Below are 2,000 nucleotides of genomic sequence, written 5' to 3' on the forward strand. Positions count from 1 at the left end.
CCGGAGTGGCGCGGCCCGGGGAACGAGGCCCTGCGGGCCGAGGTCGCCAGGCTGGCGGCCCGCTGCGCGACGGCGGCGGGCGGCCTCGCCCTGGCCGCCGCCCAGCTGAAACCGCTCCATGACCAGTGACAGCGGCAGTACGACGCCCAGCCAGCCGACCGCCGAGACGATGGTCTTTGTGACGTTTCCTCAGTTCTCGTGTGCCGGGAGCCGTCGCAGCGCGGCCAACACCCGCTCGGTGACGTCTTGCGGGGATCCGGACACCTCGATGACGACGCCGAGTTCGTCGGCCTGGAGCGGCTCCAGCGTGGCGAACTGCGAGTCGAGCAAGGTGGTGGGCATGAAATGGCCCCTGCGTGCCGCCATGCGCGCCTCGATCAGCGGGCGCTCACCGGCGAGGTGGACGAAGACGGCCCCGGGGGCCGCGGCGCGCAGCCGGTCACGGTAGGCGCGCTTGAGCGAGGAGGCGGCGATCACCCCGCCGCGCAGGTCGGCGCTGTTGCGGATCCATTCGCCGATGGCGTCCAGCCAGGGCACGCGGTCGGCGTCGTCCAGCGGGGTGCCGGCCGACATCTTGGCCACATTCGCGGCCGGGTGGAAGGCGTCGCCCTCCGCGTAGGGAACGCCGAGTGCCTCGGCGAGCAATTGGCCCACGGTCGTCTTGCCCGTGCCGGCCACGCCCATCACCACAATGACGCGCTGGGTGCTCACGCCTACCTCGCTGTCCTCGTCGACATCGGTTCCTGTGGCACTACTGAAGCGCATTAAGTACTACGTATTCAAGCTTCACGTCGAAAACATCACATCTTCTGTCGGCGAAGGCGTCACCGTACGCTTGCGCCATGACCACCGACGGCAGTCCTGGACAGGGACAGGGACAGGGACTCCACACCCATGTGCTGGACACCCTCGGGCTCGCGATCACGGCGGGGGAGTGCCGGCCCGGCAGCGTCCTGCGCACGGACGAGATCGCCGAACGCTTCGACGCCTCCCGCACCGTCGTCCGTGAGGTCGTCCGCGTCCTGGAGTCGATGCACCTGGTCGAATCCCGCCGCCGGGTCGGCGTCACGGTGCGCCCCACCGACGAGTGGAACGTCTACGACCCGCGCGTGATCCGCTGGCGCCTGGCCGGCACCGACCGGCCTCGGCAGCTGCGTTCCCTCACCGTGCTGCGCTCCGCGATCGAGCCGGTCGCGGCCGGGCTCGCCGCGAAGCTGGCCACACCCGAGCAGTGCGCCGAACTCACGGAGGCGGCCCTCGGCATGGTCCGCACCTCGCGCGGCCACCAGCTCGACGGCTACCTGCGGCACGACATCGCCTTCCACCGCGTCGTACTGAACGCCTCGGGGAACGAGATGTTCGCCCGCCTCGGGGACGTCGTCGCCGAGGTATTGACAGGCCGCACCGAACACGCGGTGATGTTCCATGATCCCGACCCCGCCGCCGTGACCCTGCACGTCCAGGTGGCCGAGGCGGTCCGCGAGGGGGACGCGGCGCGGGCCGAGGCACTGACCCGCCGCATCGCGGTGGGCGCGCTGGAGGAACTGGACGTACTCGCGCCCTGACGTTCCCAGGAGCGCCGGGTCAGCCGCAGCCCCCGCACCATCCGCCGCATCCCCCTCCGCAGCCACCGCCGGTGGAGGAATCGGAGCCGCGCGACTCCTCCCGTTCCCGCGCCCGTTCGCGCCTGCGCTCCTCGAACGCGAGGGCGAGTGAGGCGAACAGGGTGGCCACCGGAAGGCAGCGGAACCAGACCGGCAGGGCGGCCACCGGGACGGCTGCCGCGAACCCCCGCGCGTCGTCGCCCTGCGGGGCCGTCAGCAGGATCGAGACGACAACCGGGATCACGAGGAGCCGGCTGCCGGCGACGGGCGAGAAGATCGCGGGGACGCGGGCCCGGAGCCGGCGCCGGGCGTTGTCGATTTCCCAGACGGCGACCGGCCCCTCCGGCAAGCCCCTGTGGGCAGGTGCTTGACGTAGTCGGTCACGGCGCCCGTATG

The 2,000-nt window shown here is 71.7% G+C and carries 2 protein-coding genes and 1 pseudogene; 1 reads left to right on the forward strand and 2 read right to left on the reverse strand.

Annotated elements, in window-relative coordinates; genetic code table 11:
- Window positions 1-189: 189 nt before the first annotated feature.
- Entirely contained in the window at window positions 190-711 is a 522-nt protein-coding gene (locus ACWGIU_RS36670; protein ID WP_453712404.1) for a gluconokinase, read from the reverse strand.
- Window positions 712-842: 131 nt separating this feature from the next.
- Between ACWGIU_RS36670 and ACWGIU_RS36675 the strand changes: the two genes are divergently transcribed.
- A complete protein-coding gene (locus ACWGIU_RS36675) occupies window positions 843-1,565 on the forward strand; it encodes a FadR/GntR family transcriptional regulator (RefSeq protein WP_453712403.1) in 723 nt (240 codons plus the stop codon).
- Between the two features lie 19 nt (window positions 1,566-1,584).
- Here ACWGIU_RS36675 and ACWGIU_RS36680 read toward each other — a convergent pair.
- Window positions 1,585-2,000 (reverse strand): annotated as a pseudogene (locus ACWGIU_RS36680) (hypothetical protein); the annotation flags it as partial.

Source organism: Streptomyces sp. NPDC054840, from assembly GCF_053611065.1.

Excerpts from the sequence above, each read along its gene's own strand:
- ACWGIU_RS36675 (WP_453712403.1), top strand. The coding sequence starts at position 843 with ATGACCACCGACGGCAGTCCTGGACAGGGACAGGGACAGGGACTCCAC.